16 protein-coding genes are annotated in these 17,091 nt (G+C 72.2%); 9 read left to right on the plus strand and 7 right to left on the minus strand.

The genetic code is table 11. The annotated features are described in order from the left end of the window. Window positions 1–54: 54 nt before the first annotated feature. A complete protein-coding gene (locus tag OU416_RS22645; RefSeq protein WP_270929015.1) occupies window positions 55–978 on the minus strand; it encodes an alpha/beta fold hydrolase in 924 nt (307 codons plus the stop codon). Window positions 979–1,552: 574 nt separating this feature from the next. Here OU416_RS22645 and OU416_RS22650 point away from each other — a divergent pair. From OU416_RS22650 to OU416_RS22665, 4 genes are all read left to right on the plus strand, one after another. Beyond that, on the plus strand, window positions 1,553–2,236 hold the full coding sequence (locus tag OU416_RS22650) for a helix-turn-helix transcriptional regulator (protein WP_270929016.1): 684 nt from the start codon (window positions 1,553–1,555) through the stop codon (window positions 2,234–2,236). Window positions 2,237–2,471: 235 nt separating this feature from the next. Next, entirely contained in the window at window positions 2,472–3,731 is a 1,260-nt protein-coding gene (locus tag OU416_RS22655) for a hypothetical protein (protein WP_270929017.1), read from the plus strand. 46 nt (window positions 3,732–3,777) lie between these two features. Then, window positions 3,778–4,431, plus strand: a complete 654-nt coding sequence (kamC, locus tag OU416_RS22660) for a 16S rRNA (adenine(1408)-N(1))-methyltransferase KamC (RefSeq protein ID WP_270929018.1) — start codon at window positions 3,778–3,780, stop codon at window positions 4,429–4,431. Next, a complete protein-coding gene (locus OU416_RS22665) occupies window positions 4,428–5,585 on the plus strand; it encodes a DUF371 domain-containing protein (RefSeq protein WP_270929019.1) in 1,158 nt (385 codons plus the stop codon). The genes kamC and OU416_RS22665 overlap by 4 nt, the downstream gene beginning before the upstream one ends. Before the next feature lie 12 nt (window positions 5,586–5,597). Here the strand turns inward: OU416_RS22665 and OU416_RS22670 are convergent, their stop codons facing one another. Further along, complete coding sequence (locus OU416_RS22670) at window positions 5,598–6,065, minus strand: hypothetical protein (RefSeq protein WP_270929020.1); 468 nt, start codon at window positions 6,063–6,065, stop codon at window positions 5,598–5,600. A gap of 269 nt (window positions 6,066–6,334) precedes the next feature. Between OU416_RS22670 and OU416_RS22675 the strand changes: the two genes are divergently transcribed. From OU416_RS22675 to OU416_RS22685, 3 genes are all read left to right on the plus strand, one after another. Beyond that, window positions 6,335–7,552, plus strand: a complete 1,218-nt coding sequence (locus OU416_RS22675; protein WP_270929021.1) for an MFS transporter — start codon at window positions 6,335–6,337, stop codon at window positions 7,550–7,552. Between the two features lie 204 nt (window positions 7,553–7,756). Further along, entirely contained in the window at window positions 7,757–8,584 is an 828-nt protein-coding gene (locus OU416_RS22680) for an SAM-dependent methyltransferase (protein ID WP_270929022.1), read from the plus strand. A 159-nt stretch (window positions 8,585–8,743) separates the two neighbouring features. Further along, complete coding sequence (locus tag OU416_RS22685; RefSeq protein WP_270929023.1) at window positions 8,744–9,523, plus strand: enoyl-CoA hydratase; 780 nt, start codon at window positions 8,744–8,746, stop codon at window positions 9,521–9,523. Between the two features lie 24 nt (window positions 9,524–9,547). Here the strand turns inward: OU416_RS22685 and OU416_RS22690 are convergent, their stop codons facing one another. The 3 genes from OU416_RS22690 to OU416_RS22700 form a co-directional block, all read right to left on the minus strand. Continuing rightward, on the minus strand, window positions 9,548–10,297 hold the full coding sequence (locus tag OU416_RS22690; protein WP_270929024.1) for an SWIM zinc finger family protein: 750 nt from the start codon (window positions 10,295–10,297) through the stop codon (window positions 9,548–9,550). Next, complete coding sequence (locus tag OU416_RS22695; protein WP_270929025.1) at window positions 10,297–13,008, minus strand: DEAD/DEAH box helicase; 2,712 nt, start codon at window positions 13,006–13,008, stop codon at window positions 10,297–10,299. The genes OU416_RS22690 and OU416_RS22695 overlap by 1 nt, the downstream gene beginning before the upstream one ends. A gap of 284 nt (window positions 13,009–13,292) precedes the next feature. Continuing rightward, window positions 13,293–14,123 (minus strand): alpha/beta fold hydrolase, encoded by an 831-nt coding sequence (locus tag OU416_RS22700; RefSeq protein WP_270929026.1) that lies wholly within the window; start codon window positions 14,121–14,123, stop codon window positions 13,293–13,295. Between the two features lie 63 nt (window positions 14,124–14,186). Between OU416_RS22700 and OU416_RS22705 the strand changes: the two genes are divergently transcribed. Both OU416_RS22705 and OU416_RS22710 read left to right on the plus strand, forming a co-directional pair. Further along, window positions 14,187–14,753, plus strand: a complete 567-nt coding sequence (locus OU416_RS22705; RefSeq protein WP_270929027.1) for a CGNR zinc finger domain-containing protein — start codon at window positions 14,187–14,189, stop codon at window positions 14,751–14,753. A 97-nt stretch (window positions 14,754–14,850) separates the two neighbouring features. Beyond that, complete coding sequence (locus OU416_RS22710; RefSeq protein WP_270929028.1) at window positions 14,851–15,036, plus strand: hypothetical protein; 186 nt, start codon at window positions 14,851–14,853, stop codon at window positions 15,034–15,036. 82 nt (window positions 15,037–15,118) lie between these two features. Here the strand turns inward: OU416_RS22710 and OU416_RS22715 are convergent, their stop codons facing one another. Then, complete coding sequence (locus OU416_RS22715) at window positions 15,119–15,598, minus strand: hypothetical protein (protein ID WP_270929029.1); 480 nt, start codon at window positions 15,596–15,598, stop codon at window positions 15,119–15,121. A gap of 156 nt (window positions 15,599–15,754) precedes the next feature. Next, complete coding sequence (locus tag OU416_RS22720; RefSeq protein WP_270929030.1) at window positions 15,755–17,038, minus strand: SLC13 family permease; 1,284 nt, start codon at window positions 17,036–17,038, stop codon at window positions 15,755–15,757. Window positions 17,039–17,091: the final 53 nt, after the last annotated feature.

Below are 17,091 nucleotides of genomic sequence, written 5' to 3' on the forward strand. Positions count from 1 at the left end.
AAAGCCGAACCGGGTGGGCCGCCTCGGCCGCCCACCCGGTTCGCCGCCCCAGGACTACTTCCCGGCGGCCTGCATGGTGACGCGCTCGATGGCCTGGACCGCGAGCTCCGGCTCGTCCCGGTAGACGTAGTGGCCGCTCTCGGTGGCCGTGACCAGGGTGCTGCGGGTGGACAGCGCGAGCCACTTCCGCTGACCCTCGGCCCAGATCCGCTCCAGGTCCACCCCGTACTCCGGGATGGCCGCGAGGTCCTGCCTGCCGTGCTGGACCACCTCCACCGGGACGTCCCCGGCGGAGCGGACCTCGCCGTCCTGGATCCGCAGCTGCTCCGGGTTGGCGCCCTCGCGCATCGCGATCATCTGCTGGCGCACCATGGCCGCGTCGCCGGTGTGGCTCTCGGGCACCAGCGCCAGCGTGTCGGCGATCGCCGTCGGCCCGGTGGCGTCCAGCAGCACCAGGCCCGCGACCCGGTCCTGGTGGTCGGGTGCGTACCGGGCGGCGATCAGCCCGCCCATGGAGTGCCCGGCCAGCACGACCTTCTGCTCGCCCATGGCCTCGTCGAGGACCGCGGTCAGGATCTGCCCGTTGGTGGCGAAGTCCTGCGGGCCGCCCGGCTGGTCGCTGGCGCCTTCGCCGAGGCGGTCGTAGGAGCAGACCCGGTTGTTCGCGCTGAGCGACTTCTGCAGGTCGCCCATCGCCTCCAGCCCGTCTCCGAAGCCGAGCAGCAGCATGATCGGCGGCTTGCCCTCGACCGGGTCGCCGGTGCAGGAGACGTTGACCGACTTGCCGTTCACGTCGATCCTCCGGGTGCCGGTGAACAGATCCCCGGCTGCGGCGGGAGTCGGGGCGAGCTCGGCGGACAGCTCCTCCTCCAACGACTGGAGGTCGCCACCAGAGTCCTCGTCGCAACCGGTCAGCAGTGCCACGACCGCGGCGCAGATCAGTGCGGTCGCACCGGATGCCTTGGAAAGGTGGAACACGTCGTTCTCCAAAACTAGTAGTGGTCCGAAAGCCGTGAAGTTCACGCCGTGGCGCGGAAATCCCGCTGGCCGGCGGCCGGTCGCGTCGAGCGACCGCAGCATCGGCTCGTTCCGCGCCGCATGACGTGCTCAGCGCGCGGTGCCACCGGCAGTGGTGCGCAATGGGACGAAGGTGGCGAGAGGAAGCTAGCGCGGGGCATCCGCCGCGTTGCTCCGCCGGTGTCCTGCGAAGCCCTTTCAGGCAGAAGTGCTGCCCGAACAGCTCGCGGGCGCGCATCCCGCCGCGCGGGAGGGGCGGGTGAACCCGGGAGCGCCCCGGGTCCGTGGTGATGGTGGTTGCTCAGCAGTGCGATCCGGGATTCCTGGTGGGGGAGGAACGCGTGCGAGGTGCACAGCGGCTGGTCGGCGCATCGGCGAGCGGACGATCTCGGCCAAGTGGGGGATATCCCGGCGCAGCCGCTCCGCGCCCCTCGGCGCCGTCGATGTTGCGCAGACTCGTGGTGTTCGCTCCGCGTCGTTCGCGAGCGGCGCGGCGCACTGCTTCTCGTGGTTCAGGTTCGGAGGGTGAACGAGGATGATTTCCCAGACCGGATTGGCGACCCGCCCGGCGGACCGGGCGGCCCGGAAGGAGTCGGGGGAACGGGTGCGGGTGGCGGTCTGGGCGGCCGACCCGATCACGCTGAACGGCCTGACCCAGACCCTGATGGCGCGCCTGGAGGTGTTCGTCGCGGGCGACGAGCACCCCGGTGACGTGGACGTGCTGGTGTTCGCGCCGGAGCGGGTCGACGCCGCGGCCACCGCCGCACTGCGCCGGGCGGCCGCCCGGACGGCGGCACCGGTGGTGCTGGTGACCAGCGAACTCGACCGCTCCCACCTGCTGAGCCTGGTCGAATCCCGGGTGGTGGCGGTGCTGCACCGGGGCGCGGCCACCGAGGAGCGGCTGGTGAGCGCGATCGACCTCGCGGCGCGGGGTGGCGGGGCGCTGCCGCCGAACCTGCTCGGCGACCTGCTGCGGCAGATCAAGGACCTGCAGCAGGACGTGCTGGCGCCGCTCGGCATGAACTCCGCGAGCATGACCCCGCGCGAGATCGACGTGGTGCGGCTGCTGGCCGAGGGCCTGGACACCGAGGAGATCGGCAACCGGCTGTGCTACTCGCAGCGCACGGTGAAGAACATCATCCAGGCGATGACCAGCCGCCTCAACGTGCGCAACCGGCCGCACCTGGTCGCCTACGGCCTGCGCACCGGCGTCATCTGAGGCCGTCGGCGAGCGGCTGCGGCCGAGCTGTGACCGCGGTGGTACCCGGAGTGCATACCCGCGCGATGGCGCTACCCGTTAGTGTGACGTTCAGCGATGACCACACTACAGGGATGGGGTGGCAGTGCCTCTGTTCTCGGGTCGCGGCCGATCGGGGCGCCCGTCCAGCGGGCGCGGGGATTCGCAACCAGGTCAGACCGGTCCCGGCCCGTTCTCGGTCGAGACCCAGCGGACGATGCCCATGGCGCCGGTCCGGCGGCGCGACGACCACAAGCTGCTGGTGCTGGCGGGCATCGGCGGGCTGGTGCTGATCGCGGCGCCGATCGTGGTCTTCAGCCAGTTGCCGGAGGTCGTGCCCTCGGGGGATCCAGCGGGTCTCGAAGCGCCCCTCACCGGTGAGTACGGCGGCCTGGGCGGCGTCGTCGAAGAACCGTCCCCCACCTCGCCGTCGCTGCGGGTCTCGCCGCTGCCCGGCGCGCCGTCCCGGCTGGACGGGTCGGGGCGGGTGGTGCTGGCGGCGACCAGCGCGAACGGGACCGTGGTGACCAGCACCCAGACGGATCGGCCCGAGCGGCAGGAGATCAGCGGCTGGACCGACTTGGGCGGTGCGGCCGCGGGCGACCCGGTCCTCGCCACCGACGCGATCGGTGAGATGTCGGCGTTCGTCGTCGGCACCGACGGCCACCTGATGCGCAACCGCGGCCTCAAGCCCGCCCTGAACGGCACGAGCAAGTGGCGCGATCTCGGCGGCGCGCAGCTGGTGGGAACGCCCGCGGTGGCGCAAGACGCCGAGGGCAAGCTGGTCGTGGTGGCGCGGGGCGCGGACGGCTCGCTGCAGGTGATCCAGCAGACCGCGGTCGTGGCCGACACCTGGGGCGAGTGGCAGCGGGTGCAGGTGCCCGCGGCCCACGACCCGGCGATCTACCGGGATTCGCAGGGCGAGCTGCGCATCTTCGCGTCCGGACCGGACGGCCGGCTGCGGACGATCGTGCAGGTCGGGCTCTCCGGAGCAGAGTGGAGCGTTCCCCAGGACCTGGGCGGTTCCCTCGCCGGTCCGCCTGCGGTGATCATGGATGCCGAGGGCAGGCTCCGGGTCTTCGCGCTGGACGAGGCCGGCGCGTTGCAGCACAACGTCGAGACGGGTACCGCGTCGGGCGCCTGGGTGGGCTGGGAGAACTTGGGCGGCCAGCTGACGGGCAGGCCCTTCGCCACCACAGGTGCCAGAGGCGGTGTGGCGGTGCACGTGCTGGACCCCAGCGGGAAGATGCGGGAGGTCTTCCAAACCGGGGTGGAGCGGGACGGGTGGTCCGAGTGGCAGGACCGCGACGGCAACCTCGCGCGACTCGTGGCGGTGGTCCAGGACCGGCAGGGCCGGTTCCTCGCGCACGGGGTCGGCAAGCGGGGCGGCATGGAGCGGGCGCTCCAGCTGGTTCCCTCCACCGCGCACTGGTCCGGCTGGGAAACCGATCTCGGCGGTGTCTTCCCCACCGGCTGACCTGCGCGCCCGGTGACTGCGCAGGCCCGGTCTCTAGACTGAGCGCATGCGCAGGGTGGTGGGCAAGAACGTCGTGGAGTTCTCCGCGGAGCAGTTCGACGAGATGGTGCAGCGGTACTCCGGCGGCGTGGTCCTCGACGTCGGGGCGGGCAACGCCAAGCACGCCTACCAGCTCGCCCGCGGGGCGCAGGACACCCTGGTGATCGCGCTCGACGCGGCCAAGGACAACATGCAGAAGATCGCGGGGAAGGCCAAGGCGTCCCCGGCCAAGGGCGGTGCGCCGAACCTGCTCTGCGTGTGGGCGGCCGCGGAGAAGCCGCCCGCCGAGCTGCACAGCGTCACGGAGCTGCACTCGCTGATGCCGTGGGGCAGCCTGCTGCGCGGGATGCTCGGGTCCGACGCGGAGATGCTGCAGGGGCTCGCGCGGCTCTGCCTGCCCGGGGCGGAGTTCCTGGTCACGCTCAACCTGCACGCGTGGCGGCCGCCCGTCCCGGAGGTGGGCGATCACCCGGAACCGACCCCGGATTCGGCGATGGAGCAGCTCGCGCCCTACTACGCGGCGGGCGGGTGGACGCTGAACGAGGCGAGGTACTTCGGCGCCGAGGAGCTCGACGCGCTGGCCACGTCGTGGACCCGGCGGCTGGGCTCGACGCGCGACGCGCTCGACGTGCTCGGGCTCACCGGCGTCATCGGGAAGTGACGGGGGACGTGATGGCCGACGTGCTGCTGCGCGTGAAGTGCCGGGGGCACGCCGACATTCGCGCCACGCACGGCAAGACCCTGGAGTTCGCGGTCGATCCGGAGATCACCGCGCGCGCGACCTGCGTCGTGGGGGTGGCCGCGGAGGTGGTCGAGCTCGGTGCGCCGGGGATCGCCGGGCCGGTGCGCATCACCATCGGCGTCGGTGACCGCAGCGCGACCGTGCGCGCGGTGGCGAACTCGATGTGGCGCCCCGGAACGACGGCGGTGGTGCGGCGCAGCTCCGAGCGGTTGGCGAACACGCTGGCCACCGATGCCGATCTCGCGGCGAGCGCGTTGCCGCGCGAGCTGCTCGACGGACTCCGCGATCCGGAGTCCGAAGTGGACATCACCGTCGAACGCGATCTCGATGCCGCGGGCGGGCTGGTGCTCTTCCACGCGCAGGAGGGCGGCGGTTCGAGGCTCGCCGCCGAGATCGCGTCCGCGGATCGGGTCCTGGTCGAGGATCAGCAGGCCCGCGCGCTGGTCGCCGCGGCGAAGGACCGCATCGTCGCCGACGCGCGCAAAGCCGATCGGGGAGCGCTGCGCGCCGCTTTGGAGCGGGGAGAGCGGGTCCTGGTGGTCTCGGCGGTCAGCGCCCGCAGCGACGTGGTCGCCGAACTGCTGGCCGCGACCGGGGACGTGCCCTTCGAAGTGCTCGGCCTGCCCGCGCAGCTGGCGGTCGCCGCGATCGCCCCGAGCGGGGCTCCGGCGGTGCTGGTCGACGACACCAGCCGGCGCGGCATCGTCAAAGCCGTGCGCAGGCAGGCGAACGCCGCGGTCGTCTTCCGGTGCGCTGCCGATCAGCTGCCGGGAATCGTCGAGGAGGCGGGGGAGCGCCGAGTGGCGCTGCTGCCGGTGGGAACCTCGGAACGGCCGCGGCTGGGCACCACCTCGGAGCTCCCGCCCGGCGGATCCGCGGAGATCTTCTGCTGCCTTGCCCCCGTCGCCGGCGCCGGTGAGGACACCGACGTCGACGCGCCCGGCCTGATCCGCGCCCTGCTCGACCAGGGCGTCTCGCAGAAGACGATCTCCCGCGCGCTGATCGACTCGGCGGGCTGGTCCCGCCGCCAGGCCTACGACCTGGTGCTGAGCCTCACCGACGACGGCGAGTAGCCGCACCCCGGGTCATTCGGCGGCGCGGGCGAGGTTCTGCCGGATCTTCTCGTGCACGAGGTCGAGGAAAGCGCCGTTGGCGGGGGCCGAGTACGACATCGTCGGATCCGGGTAGATGACGACGTCCACTCGCTCCCCGGCGGCGGAGATCACGGACAGCCCGGACGACCTGCGAGCGGTGTTGATCTTCACCGTGGCCGGGGCGACTCCGGCTCCAGGGCTGGGAAAGGTCTGCTTCAGCACCGGTTCGCCGAGACCGACCTGCCACAGCGAGACGGCTTCCCGGTCGACGCTGAGGATGAATCCGGCCAGGCTCCGCAAGCCCAGCGCTGGGCGGCACAGGAACGCGAGGCCGTGCTGGCGCAGCGCTGCCAAGGCCCTGCGCTGGTTGCGGACCGCGAGCCGCCCGTAGATCACCAGCGCGAGCAGCAGCAACAGCAGAAGCGCCAGTGCCACGACCAGGAGCGGGATGACGTCCATCGATCGACTGTAGCCGGATCCGGTCGTCGCCCGTGTGGGTTACGTGATGCTCGGGGTTCGACTACTGCGTGTTTCGGTTCACCTCGTTCTGGTTGGACAGGGCGGGGGTCCGGAGCTGAGACTGGATGCCGGGCAGCCGATGGGGGCGTGAATCCGATCAGGACGGCTGTCCTTGTTTTCGGAGTCGCTCTTTATCGATCCAGTTCGCCGTGTCCCCGAAACGCGGCGAACCACTCGCCGCCTTCCCAGCCTTCCCCGAGAGGAGAACTGTGCCCTTCGCGCTGGTCGCACTCGCCGTTGGCGCCTTCGGCATCGGCACCGCCGAGTTCGTGATGATGGGCGTGCTGCCGCAGGCCGCCGCCGAACTCGGCGTGTCCATCCCCACCGCCGGGAACCTGATCTCCGGGTACGCCCTGGGCGTCGTGGTCGGAGCGCCCGCGCTGACGCTGCTGGGCGCCCGGTTGTCCCGCAAGACCATGCTCGTCCTGACGATGAGCATGTTCACCGCGGGCAACGCGCTCTTCGCGCTGGCGCCCAGCGCCGGGGTGGGCGTGTTCTTCCGGTTCCTGACCGGCCTGCCGCACGGCGCCTTCTTCGGCGCCGGAGCGGTGGTGGCCGCCACCATGGCCGGGCCGGGCAACCGCGCCAAGGCCGTGTCGATGATGTTCATGGGGCTGACGCTGGCCAACGTCGTCGGCGTGCCGCTGGGCACGCTGCTCGGGCAGCAGTTCGGCTGGCGGGCCACCTTCGCGGTGGTCGCGGTGATCGGGGTGGCCGGCGTCGCCGCCATCGCCCTGCTGGTGCCCGACCAGGGCAGGCCTGCGGCCGGGCAGTCCGCGGTGCGCGAGCAGCTCGCCGCCTTCCGCTCGCCGCAGGTGTGGCTGGCGCTGGCCATCGTGACCTTCGGGCTCGGCGGCACCTTCGCCGTGCTGAGCTACCTGACCCCGATCCTCACCGACGTCTCCGGCTACTCGCCGACGGCCGTCACGCTGCTGCTGGCGCTGGCCGGGCTCGGCATGACCGCGGGCAACTTCCTGGGCGGCCGGATCGCGGACAGGGCGGTGATGCCCGGCGTCTACGCGGCGCTGATCGGCGTCGCCGCGGTGCTGGGGCTGTTCACCTTCACCTCCGGCAACAAGGTGGCCGCGGCGGTGACCGTGTTCGCCATCGGAGCCGTCGGCTTCATGGTCGCGCCGATCATGCAGGCCCTGGTGATGGACAAGGCCGGTGGCGCTCCGTCGCTGGTGTCGGCCGCGCTGCAGTCCGCCTTCAACATCGCCAACTCCATCGGCGCCTACGCGGGCGGCCTGGTGATCGCGCACGGCCTCGGCCTGCTGGCGCCGAACCTGGTGGGCGTGGCGCTGGCGGCGGTCGGCCTCGCCCTGGCCGCGACCCTGGGCGCCCTGGACCGCGAGCGCCCGGCGACCGCGGAGCCCGAGCCGGTCCCCGCAGCGGTGCGCCCGCTCCCGCAACCGGTCCCGGCCTGACCGGCGCGCGGGTGGAAACTTCAATGGAAGTCGGACGTCCGATTTCCATTGAAGTTGCGCCGGAGGTCGTCGGGACGTCGACCCGGCCCCCGGGTTCCCCGGAGCCGGAAGAGTTCGCCGAAGTTGCACGCGGCCGGGACCCAACGGTGATCAGGACGGGCTATGGTGGTCCGGACCACTAGGTGATCAACCCTGGAGCGTCCCGTGGAATGGGCAGCCAAGAGTTCGGCCGAGCAGCGCCCGCCGGTCGACCTGCGCACGGATGTGCCGCACTCGGCGCGGATCTACGACTACCTGCTGGGCGGGCGGGACAACTTCGCCGCCGACCGGGACGCGGCGGGGTCGATCACGGCCGACTGGCCGAACCTGCCGAAGTCGATGCGGGCGAACCGGGACTTCATGTGCCGGGTGACGCGGTTCCTCGCCGAGCGGGGCTACCGCCAGTTCCTGGACATCGGCACGGGCCTGCCGACCTCGCCGAACCTGCACGAGGTGGCGCAGGCGGTCGATCCCGGATCGCGGATCCTCTACGTGGACAACGACCCGATCGTGCTGGTGCACGCCCGCGCGCTGCTGACCAGCACGCCGGAGGGCCGGACGGCCTACGTCGACGCGGACCTGCACCAGCCGGCGGCGATCCTCGAATCACCCGAGTTCGCGGAGACCTTCGACCTGACCGAGCCGGTAGTGCTGAGCCTGCTGGCGATCGTGCACTTCATCCCGGACGACGACGAGGCGATCGAGCTGGTGCGGCGGATGGTCGAACCGCTGCCGAGCGGCAGCGTGCTCGCGCTGTCCATGACCACCGAGATCAGCGCCCCGGAGGAGGTGCGGCGGGGAGTGGCGGCCTACAACGCCAACGGCATCCCGCTCAAGTCCCGCACCGAGGCCGAGGTGGCGCGCTTCTTCGACGGCATGGTCCTGATGAACCCCGGCGTCGTGCTGGTCAACCACTGGCACCCGGACGCCGAAGCCGCGAAGGTCGCCGACGAGCACGTCCACATGTACGGCGCGGTCGCGGTCAAACCCTGACCCCAGGCCGTCACCCGCACCCCGGTCAATTTCGTACGAAATTGACGCATCGCCGGGTGGCGCCCCGGATCGTTAGCGTGGCGAAATTGGGTCTGGTCGCCGGGGGTTCGGGAGCTTAGGGTCGCCGCTACGAGGAACGCATCGGCGGACGGAGCGGCATTGAACGAGATCAGCAGCACCGAGCACGCGACCGGCTCCGTGGACGACCACGGCGTCGCCACGGTCACGATCCGCAACGCCAAGGCGCTGAACATCATCGGCAGCGCGGTCGGTGCGGAGGTGACCGCGGCGATCGGCGAGCTGGCCGCCCGGCCCGAGGTCCGGGCGCTCGTGCTGCGCGGCACCGGTGACCGGGCCTTCATCGGCGGTGCCGACATCACCGAGATGTCCACTTTGGACCGCGCGGGTGCGGAGGCGTTCATCGACGGGCTGCGCGTGCTGTGCCAGGCGGTCCGCGACTTCCCGGCGCCGGTGATCGCCCGCCTGCCCGGCTGGTGCCTCGGCGTCGGCGTGGAAGTGGCGGCGGCCTGCGACCTGCGGATCGGCAGCAGCACCGCGCGCTTCGGGATGCCGGAGGTCGCGGTCGGGATCCCGTCGGTGATCCACGCGGCGCTGCTGCCCGGGCTGATCGGCACCGGCCGCGCCGACTGGCTGATGCTCACCGCGGAGAACATCGACGCGCAGACCGCGCTGTCCTGGGGCCTGGTGCACGAGGTCGTCCCGCCGGAGGAGCTCGACGCCGCGGTGACCCGAACCGCCCGCCGGCTGGCGGAGTTCGGGCCGTCCGCGGTGCGGCAGCAGAAGAGGCTGCTGCGCTCCTGGGAGGAGCTGCCCGTCGAGCGGTCGATCGCGGAGAGCGTCGCCGAGTTCGGCGCGGCCTTCGACACCGGCGAACCCCAGCGCTACATGACCGAATTCCTCAACCGCAAGCGGTCGTGAGCGCGTAATCGCGTTCGAACGCACTCACGACCCCTCGGCGAGTTCCCAGGCGCGGGCTCGGGCGCGCTGGGCGGCGGCGATCAGCTGCCGCCAGGCGCGCTCGTCGAGGCCCGGGGCCGGGCCGAGCAGGTGCAGCGCTTCGGGCGTGTGCTCGTCGGGCCGGTGCGGGTGGACCTCGATGGCCGCGAGGTCGCCGCGGGCGGTGAACAGCGCGGCCGGATCCAGCTCCGGTGCCGAGCGGGTCGCGCGGAGCTCGGCGAGCAGCCGGTCCCGGTCCCGGCCGCGCAGGCGGGTCAGCAGGAACGGGTCGGAGTCCAGCATCGGCGCCAGCACGTAGTGCACCGCTGTCGCGTGCGCGCACGGTTCGGCGCGGCCGGGGCAGGCGCAGGTGGAGCGGAGCTCGCCGGTCTTCGGGAACAGCGACAGGTCGACCTCGCGCAGCGTGTCGTCGACGTCCTCCGGCAGCTCGCCCCGCAGCAGCGCGGCGGCGTGCCGGAGCTGCCCGGCCAGCGCCGCGACCGCGGTCCGCCATTCGGCGTCGGTGAACACCGGCAGCGTCAACGTCACGTCGAGGACCTTGGTGCGCGCGTGCACCTGCGCGCTGACCGTTCCCGGCGCGACGACGACGTCCCGCACGGCACCGTTGCGCGCCATCGAACGTCCTTGCGGCAGGCGGGAATTCGGGTAGGTGGCGCCGAGCGATTCCAGTGCTCGCCGCCAGCGCCGCCCCCACCAGGTGACGCCGAAGGCGTTCGCTTCCGTCTTCTTCGACATCAGTCCTCCGTGGACAGTTCGACGAGTTCGCGCAGCGCGTCGTCGGTCAGCTCGGTCAGCCACGACTCGCCGCTGCCGATCACCGAGTCGGCCAGCGCGCGCTTCTGCTCCAACAGTTCGGCGATGCGCTCTTCGAGCGTGCCGTGCGCGACCAGCTTGTGCACGTGCACGCGGCGGGACTGGCCGATCCGGTGCGCGCGGTCGGTCGCTTGGTCCTCCACCGCCGGGTTCCACCAGCGGTCGTAGTGCAGCACGTGCGTGGCGCGGGTCAGGTTCAGGCCGGTGCCACCGGCTTTGAGGCTGATGACGAGCACCGGCGCGGCGGTGTCGTCGTCCTGGAAGGCGTCCACCATCGCCTGCCGCCGCGCGGTGCTGAGCCCGCCGTGCAGGAACGGCACCGCGGGCAGGCCCAGCTCGGCGGCCAGGTGACCGGCCAGCAGCTCGCCCATCGCCCGGTACTGCGTGAACACCAGCGCCCGGTCCTCGGCGGCGACCGCTTCGGCCAGCATCTCGGTGGCGCGGGTGAGCTTGCCGGACCGGCCGGGCAGCGGGCCGGGTTCGCCGAGGAAGTGCGCCGGGTGGTTGCAGATCTGCTTGAGCTGGGTGAGCAGCTTCAGGATCCGGCCGCGCCGCCCGATCCCGGTGCCCAGGCCCGCGTCCAGCGCCTCGCGCACCGCCCGCCGGTACAGGGCGGCCTGCTCGTCGGTCAGCGCGCAGGTGACCACCGATTCGACCTTGGGCGGCAGGTCGGTGGCCACCTCGGACTTGCGGCGGCGCAGCAGGAACGGCGCGACGATCGAGCGCAGCCTGCGGGTGGCGTCGGTGTCGTGCCACCGCTCGACCGGGACCGCGAAGCGCTCCTTGAAGCGGTGGGAACCGCCCAGCAGCCCGGGGTTGGCGAAGTGCATGATCGACCACAGCTCGGCGAGCCGGTTCTCCACCGGCGTGCCGGTCAGCGCCACGCGGGCCCTGGCGCGCAACCGCCCGGCGGCCTGGGCGGTCTGGCCGGCCTGGTTCTTGATCTGCTGGGCCTCGTCGAGCACCACCACGTCCCAGTCCACATCGGACAGCAGCGGGGTGTCGGAGCGCAGCAGGGGATAGGTCGTGATCACCACGGCGCCCGGCGCGAACGCGGCAGGATCGATCGGCCGCCGCGGACCGTGGTGGCGCACCACCGCGAGCTTCGGCGCGAACCGGCGCAGCTCGCGCTGCCAGTTGTCCACCACCGAGGTCGGGCACACCACCAGCTGCGGCCGGTCCCCGGGGCGGCCCGCCAGCAGCGCGATGGTCTGCAGCGTCTTGCCCAGGCCCATGTCGTCGGCGAGCACCGCGCCGAAGCCCAGCTCGGCCATGCTCTGCAGCCACGCGACGCCCCGCAGCTGGTAGTCGCGCAGCGTGGCGTCGACGCCGGTCAGCCGCGATTCCGGCGGTGGTTCGCCCAGCCGGTCCACCAGCGCCCGCAACCGGCCACCGGCGGAGACGGCGACCTCGCCGAACTCGGTGCTGCGCGTTCCCTCCAGCACCGCGGCCAGCGCTTCGGACTCCGGCAGCGCGTGCGCCGTCCCGAGCCGGGTGCGGACCTCCGCCGCTTCCCGCGCGTCGACGCGGACCCAGCGACCGCGCCAGCGCACCAGCGGGCGGCCCAGCGCGATCAGCTCGTCGAGCTCGTCGGCGCTGAGCACCTCGTCGCCGACCACGGCCTCCCACCGGAAGTCCTGGCCGTCCGCGGCGTGCAGACGGGCCCGCAGCCGGCGCACTCCGGCGAGATCGGTCGGCACCTCGACGGCGATGCCCGCGGCGACCAGCTCCTGCTGCCCGGTGGCCAGGAACTCCGCGGCCTGCCCGATGTCCAGCCGCGCCTCGGTGGGCCGCTGCTCGGACAGCGCCGCGTCGAGCGGCCGGAAGAGGCGCGCGGCTTCCGCCAGGCCCTGCACCAGCGCGTCCTGCGGCGCACCGGGCAGGTCCGACCAGACCTGACCGGCGGGTACCGGCACGTCGCCGGCGGAGCGCAGGTGGAAGGTCAGCGCCCAGGGGCTCTCGTCCTCGGCCGGAACTTCCAGCCGCAGCTCCAGGTTCCCGCCGAGCGGTGGGCCGGACGGCAGCGCCCGGCCCCACTCCTGGAGCGCGGCCCCGTCGAGCTCGACGGCGGGATCGGGCCCGGTCAGCGCGGTGATCCAGGCGTTGCCGCCGGCGATCGCCTCGCCCCGCGCGCACGCATCCGCGACGGCGTCGCCGAAAGCGGCCAGCATCTCCGACGCGCCCCACAGCCCGCCGTCGCGCCGCAACGCGTGCGCGGCCGGGGGCATCGCAGCGGCCAGCGCGGCGAACCGGTTGTCGTGCAGGTTCGCCAGCCGCCAGCGCGCCGCGCCATCGCGCACGCCGGGCACCAGGTGCCCGGCGGTGACCTGCTCCAGCGCCAGCTTCGCCGCCACGCTCCAGGCGATCAGCGAGTCGCCGGGCCGCTGCCACGCGGGCCAGCGGTCCGGCGACGGCATCTCGGCGAGCGGGGCGAGCGCGTCGGCGACCGGCACCGCGACGGCGGGCACCTCCGCCGCGGCGACCGCGCCGTCGGCGGGCAGCACGGTGGCCAGCTCGTCCTCGCGACCGTCCGGCAAGCCGAGATCCCGGGCCGCTTTCGCGGGATCCGCGGTTCCCCACAGCGCGAGTTCGGCGGCCCCGGGCCGGAACGTCGCCTGCAACCGATCTGGCACGCCGCAACGTCGAGCGGAAATGGTGATCCTCCGTCCAGCGGGCGTCGAAGAGCGCACGACATCCCCGACAGCGATTTCCCGTGCCCCGAACGGTACCGGCGGCAATCCGGGATTTCCACCATCCCGGCAATTTGACAAATAGCCGGGAATAGTGCCTCCGGTGGACTTGACTTTTTCGATGCGTTTCCGACAGGACGGTTCTGAGCTGGGCTTATAGCCCGCGGAACACTTCGGGAATAGTTCGTGGTCACCGCGGGCTCGTGGTTTCCGCGCTGTCGAATCCGCTACCGATCGCGTTCGAAGAAGCGGATCAGTTCGGCCGCGGTGTCCTGCGGGTTGTCCTCGGCGACGAAGTGCCCGGCACCGGCGACGGTGGCCCGGCGCGCGCCGGAAATGGCGGCGGCGAGCCGGTCGCCCACCGCCGGGGCGAGCCATTCGTCGTGCTCGCCCCACAGCACCAGCGTCGGCGCGGTGATCCGGTGGAGACCGGCGACGGCCTCGCGGGTGTCCTCGAAGCTGATCGCCGCCACCTGGTCCACCCACCGCTGCTGCCCGTCGGGACCCGCCCACGGCGCGAGGTAGGCCGCCGCGGAGGCGTCGGACATGCGGTGCGCGGCGGTGCGCAGGCGCGGGGCGATGATGTCGGCGAAGACGTGCTGCGGCATCGTCCGGTAGGCCTGCTCGTGGCGCTGCATGTGCTCGGTGAACGGCGTGTTCCACGGTCCGATGACCGCCGCGTCCAGCAGCGCCAGGTGGCTGGCGGGCACACGCTCCACCAGGTGCGCCCGGATCACGGTGCCGCCGCCGATGTCGTGGCCGACGAGGCCGGGCGAGTCCAGCCCCCAGTGCTCGACGAGCTCGGCCAGCGTCCGCGCCTGCCGCGCGATGGACGGCGCGATCCCCGGATCGGCCCGGGAGTCGCCGAACCCGAGCAGGTCCCACACGTGCACCGCGAACCGCTCGGCCAGCAGCGGGACGACGTCGCGCCACAGGTAGGACCACGCGGGCGTGCCGTGCACCAGGACCACGGGAGGGCCCTCGCCGAACACGCCGGTGGCGACGTCGCCACCGGACACGCGGACCCGCTGGTCGAGCCGCCAGGTCGTGGATCGCATCGAACCTCCCAGGTAAGGTGTTAAGAAACGTTTCAACGGTTACTGTAGCGGGAGGGGTAAGGCTTGAAAATAGATTTAAGCGATTACTCGCGTGGTGCGGGGCTGGCATCCGATCTCGTCAACAGCGCGCCGGAGGTGCGCCGCGTCAGCGGTGAGCTGCTGGTCGACCCCGATGCGCTGGCGCGTTTCCTCGCCGAACGCGACCTCGATCCCCGGCGGGAACCGGTGGCGGAAGACCTCCTCCGAGTGCTCGAACTCCGCCGCGAACTGCGCACCGTCCTCGACGCGCAGGACGAGGACGCCGTCGCGGAAGCGGCGGGGGAGCTGGTCCGGCGGGCGAGCACCGGGCCGGTCCTCGGGCGCGACGCCGACGGCAGGTGGCAGTGGCAGGTCGAGACGGCTCCGAGCGCGTCCCTCGCCGACGAACTCGCGGTGCTCGCCGGGCTCGGGTTGCTGGGCGCGCTGCGCGCGCTGGGGCACGAGCGCTTCCGGGCGTGCGCTTCGCCGGAGTGCGACGGGGTTTTCGTCGACACCAGCAGGGCGGGACGCCGCCGCTACTGCACACCGGACCTGTGCGGCAACCGCATCAACGTCGCCAATCACCGGGCCAGGCGCCGCGAACGGGGCTGAGGGAGTTTCGCGTGACGCTCGTTGGTGGCAATGAACTAGCGCGGTCGTTGATCTCCGGCAAGTTGGTGATCGCACCCCAACTCACGAGGAGAAGTCGATGCACCGAGCCATCACCCGTTTCGCCGCCGCAGCCGGAATCGCCGCAGCGGTGCTCACCGGTTCCTACGCCATCTCCGCCATCCAGACCACCACGGAGCACCGCGCCGCCCAGACCTGCGGCGCAGTCGGCCAGAACCTGAACGTCCTCGACGTCGGAATCAACCTGACTCCCAAGCTCTGCTGACCGAAGTCCGATGTGGACTCCTGGGCCGCCGCTCCGGATCGGGGCGGCGGCTCCGCGCTGAACGGGGCCGCCGCGTCGGGGCTCAGCCGCGGCTCGTGCCGTCCGGCCACACGACGGTGACCGGGATCCCGCGCTCGCGCGCGGCTCGCACCACGTCGCCGGTGCCTCCGCGCCCGGCTGCCGGCTGGCCGTCCCAGACGGCGAACAGCGCGTCGACGATGCCCAGAACGTGCTCGCCGGCACCCATGTAGGCCTCGGGAGTGGACTCCTCGAACGGCATCGTGTGCACCTTCGACGCCTTGCCGATCAGCTCGTCGAACTGGGCGGCGTTGTTCGCCCGCACCTCGTGCTCCCGGTAGTCGGCGGCGGGCAGGACGACCTCGAACGAGCCGCCCGCGTCGAGGACCGCCCGGGCGAAGAGCTGGTCGGCGCCGCGCGCCAGGCAGGTGACCCCGACGAGCCCGCCGCGGTACCGCGACAGCTCGGCCGCCAGCGCTGCCTGGACGAGCGGAGCGCTCGCGGCGGTGAGGTTCAGGTGCCCGGTGATTCCGATGCGCGGCAACGCAGGCCCTTTCGTCGCAGGTGATCAGCCCTCGAACCGCGCCGAAGCCCGCGATTCGCACTGGGAGTCTCGCATCTTCCCGCGGCCCGGTTCACGAGTTCGGAGCAGAGCGGTGCGCTCGAAGCCGGGTTGGGTGGAGCCTGGTGGCGCGGTCGGTCACAGCAGCCATCCGAAGACGAACCAGGCGAGAACCGGCGCGAGGACGATCGCGCACAGCCCGTAGGTCATCAGCTGCCGGAAGAGACGCGCGCGGTGTTCGGGGGCGGCGGATCCGAGCAGCAGTCCGCCGGTGATGCCGAGCGGGTTGACGTCGACGAGCACCGCGGAGAGCGCGACGGCGATGATCGCGCCGACCGGTGGCACACCGGCCGCCACGAGCGGGGCGATCAGCGGCACGCCCGTCGCGATGACGGCGATCGAGGAGGCGAAGAACGAGGTCAGGCCGACGATGAGGCACACGGCGAGCAGCGACAGCAGCGGCGAACCCGTGATGCTGCCCAGCGCTGCGGTGATCTGCTCGAAAGCGCCGAGGTGTTCCATGAGCCCGACGTAGGTGAGCACACCGGCGATCAGGAGGATGATCTCCCAGGGCAGCCGGCGGATGGCCGACGTCGGTTCGACGCGCAGCAGGAGCTGAAGGGCGAGCGCGAGAGTCAGCCCGAGCAGACCGAGATCGACCTTGAACACCGCTCCGCCGATGACGAGTGCGACCAGTGCGGCGATCGAGGCCCACACGGCGATCCGGCTCGGTGCGGACGGTCGTCCCGCCGCGTCGTGGACGGGCGCGGCCTCGGCCACGACGGCGGTGCTGCCCGGCGCGGCTTCGCGCGCGGCCCGGATCGAGTGCCTTCCCACGAGCATCGCGGCCAGGCACAGCACGAGGCCGGTGCCGAGCACGGCGAGGAAGAGCGTGAGCGGGGTGTGGGCGGGTACCTCGATGCCGGACTTGGCCATGAGTCGTGGGGTGCTCGCGCCGAAGACCGCGATCGGTGAGAACAACCCGCACATGATGCCGTTGAGCGTGGTCAGGCAGAGCAGCAGCGGTGGGAGCCCGCGCTTGGCCGCGATGCCGAGCGTGATCGGCGCCATGATCGCGATGACCGCCGCGGGGAGAGTTCCGATCGCGGTGAGCAGTGCGCCGACGGCGAAGAGCAGCAGCGGGATCAGGGCGACCCGGTTCCCGATCGGTCGCAGCGCGCGGGACAGGAGCCAGTCCGTGGTGCCGGTCAGCTGGATCACGGCGAACAGCGCGGTGATGCCGACGATCAGGACGACGAAGTCGACCGGGAAGAAGTCGAACAGCTCGTCGACGCCGACACCGGCGAGGGTCGCCACCAGGAGAGCGGCGGGAAGGGCGGCGAGAGCGAGGCTGAAGCGCGGCGCGAAGGCGCCGAGGAACAGCAGGGCGAGCACCGCGATCGAGAGGAGTGAGGGGGCCATGGGTGTCCTGTCCTTCGGCGTCGTTGCGGAGGGAGCGGAGCGCAGGCGCGGTT

Source organism: Saccharopolyspora indica (assembly GCF_027853965.1).
Lineage (GTDB): Bacteria > Actinomycetota > Actinomycetes > Mycobacteriales > Pseudonocardiaceae > Saccharopolyspora > Saccharopolyspora indica.

Bases quoted from the DNA above. Each gene is read 5' to 3' on its own strand.
- OU416_RS22650 (WP_270929016.1), top strand. From the start codon at position 1,553: ATGATTTCCCAGACCGGATTGGCGACCCGCCCGGCGGACCGGGCGGCC.
- OU416_RS22655 (WP_270929017.1), top strand. From the start codon at position 2,472: ATGCCCATGGCGCCGGTCCGGCGGCGCGACGACCACAAGCTGCTGGTG.
- kamC (WP_270929018.1), top strand. From the start codon at position 3,778: ATGCGCAGGGTGGTGGGCAAGAACGTCGTGGAGTTCTCCGCGGAGCAG.
- OU416_RS22670 (WP_270929020.1), bottom strand. From the start codon at position 6,065: ATGGACGTCATCCCGCTCCTGGTCGTGGCACTGGCGCTTCTGCTGTTG.
- OU416_RS22690 (WP_270929024.1), bottom strand. From the start codon at position 10,297: ATGTCGAAGAAGACGGAAGCGAACGCCTTCGGCGTCACCTGGTGGGGG.
- OU416_RS22700 (WP_270929026.1), bottom strand. From the start codon at position 14,123: ATGCGATCCACGACCTGGCGGCTCGACCAGCGGGTCCGCGTGTCCGGT.
- OU416_RS22710 (WP_270929028.1), top strand. From the start codon at position 14,851: ATGCACCGAGCCATCACCCGTTTCGCCGCCGCAGCCGGAATCGCCGCA.
- OU416_RS22720 (WP_270929030.1), bottom strand. From the start codon at position 17,038: ATGGCCCCCTCACTCCTCTCGATCGCGGTGCTCGCCCTGCTGTTCCTC.